At 46.4% G+C, this 2235-nt stretch carries 1 protein-coding gene; it reads left to right on the forward strand.

Annotated features, from left to right (window positions below; translation table 11 throughout):
* The first annotated feature begins 273 nt into the window (after positions 1-273).
* Entirely contained in the window at positions 274-1986 is a 1713-nt protein-coding gene (locus AB4517_RS22075) for a glycoside hydrolase family 19 protein (protein ID WP_372100227.1), read from the forward strand.
* The last annotated feature ends 249 nt before the right edge of the window (positions 1987-2235 follow it).

The following is a 2235-nucleotide window of genomic DNA, read 5'->3' on the forward strand; positions in this document are numbered from 1 at the left end:
GCCTCCTCCTACTCGATTTCGATTGATTATATTGATTCATTACATTAAAGGCTTATGAGCAATACCTCGAAATCAAATGAACAATAACTAGAAACCAAATGAGTTGGAAACTAGATATCAGCTCAAGAAACCATGAGACGCTTTGTTGTGCTGAGCCATGTATCAAAAAGATCACTCGCACTTTTTATAAATTCACACAGCTACAGCTAGGCCATTCCACATGTGAAGCATACTCTTTGATGGACTTATTAAGGACAGATAAGAGAATCCATCATGTTAAAAATCAAATATTTGGCGACAGTACTGGGCTGCACATTAGCAGCGCAAAGTCATGCGTCTTTGAACATTCAACCTGATCCGCAAAACCCGAATGGTTACCTTGTTGAAAAGTCGGCTCTACAAGCTGCTGAACAAGCGAAAACATCCGATCCTATGTATGCGATCTGGTCACAGGCCCTTCAAACTCGCCCGAATACAATCGTTGAAGCGATTGAACCCGGTTCCCCCTCGAATCCTGAAAACATAAAGCGTGTAGAGCGCGTGTTCCCTCAATCTGAATGGGACTTCCTCACTCAGATGGCAGCGCCAGAATATACTTACACTCGCTTCTTACGTGCGATTGGCAAATTCCCAGCCTTCTGTGGAGAGTACACCGATGGCCGTGACTCCGACGCCATCTGTAAAAAATCCATCATCACAGCCTTTGCTCATTTCTCACAAGAGACGGGTGGTCACATCGCGATAGACAACACCTCTGATAATCCATTAGCTCTCGAAGAATGGCAGCAAGCTCTGGTGCATGTTCGCGAAATGGGTTGGTCTGAAGGCCAAGAAGGTTACACCACAGGTTGTGGCCAGAACGATTGGCAGAATGCCCGTTGGCCATGTGCTGCGGGGCAGGGTTACTTCGGACGTGGTGCTAAACAGCTTTCTTACCATTTTAATTACGGCGCGTTCTCGGAAGTGATGTTCGATGGCGATGCGACGGTGCTTCTCAACAATCCGGGCTTAGTGGCGGACTCTTGGTTGAATTTAGCTTCTGCTATCTGGTTCTTTTTAACACCACAAGCGCCTAAACCGGCAATGCTGCATGTAATTGACCGAACATGGACACCATCTCAACGTGAATTGGATGCGGGTATTGGCTATGGCTTTGGTACCACAATCAACGTGATCAATGGTGGTATTGAATGTGGCGAGCAGAACAAAGACAAAGGCCAACCCGTTAACCGTATTCGTTACTGGGAAGGGTTAGCCGCGCACTATGAAATTCCTGTAGAAGCCGATGAAGCCAATACATGTTGGCAGCAAACGCCTTACGGAAGCTTGAATCTCAACGGAGCAACGGATGTGTTGTACACCAACTGGGATGGTAACTGGAAATACTACGCAGACCGCCCAGAAGGGTATTCATTTGAGTGTGAGCTAGTGGGCTTTCAAACTGCTTATTCCGCACTGGTGGCTGGCGATTACGAGAAGTGTGTGACCAACTTTTATGGTTCTCATGCGAGTTGGCCTGAAGTGAAAGTGGTCGATAAGCTGGATCCGGTAGATCCTGGTACTGATCCGGGTGGTAATGGTTGGAGTGCGACCAAGGTTTACAACGCGGGTGACCAAGTGACTCACAACGGTGCAACCTATGAAGCGAAATGGTGGACACAAGGGGATGACCCTACCAATGGCGGCCCTTGGAAACTAGTAGCGGGCGAGCCAACACCACCAGTTGTGACAGATCCAACGCCTGTTGATCCTGCCCCTGTCGATCCAGAACCAGTAGACCCTGCACCCGTTGAACCACCTGTGACAGAACCGCCAGTGGTTGTCGATCCATCTGAATTTATTACGTGGCAAGCCGGTGTTAGCCAAGTGAGTAATGGCGATAAAGTGACGCATAACGGTAAGTGCTTCGTGGCTAAAAACGGCCCAGGTGTTTGGGAAAGCCCAGTTCAATCGAATTGGTTCTGGGATGAAATCAGCTGTAATTGATAGTCTGAATACTGAAGAGGTGGCCTAAGTTACGAGCTCAGTAGTACGACCATAGCGATATAAATAATCAAAAGCCGAAAGTTTCTACTTTCGGCTTTTTTCCGTTTCGAACTTGGCTATTTAAGCAGGGTGATTGGTCTATTTGGCTATGTTGAAGCGCATTTAAAGACTAATTATCCAGTTAGAGGATAAAGTTCTGTACAAATGATGTTTGTGAATTTATATTCAAATTTAATTTATATTTATTCT

Origin of the sequence: Vibrio sp. 10N.222.52.C3, assembly GCF_041474195.1 — a bacterium.
Lineage (GTDB): Bacteria > Pseudomonadota > Gammaproteobacteria > Enterobacterales > Vibrionaceae > Vibrio > Vibrio crassostreae_C.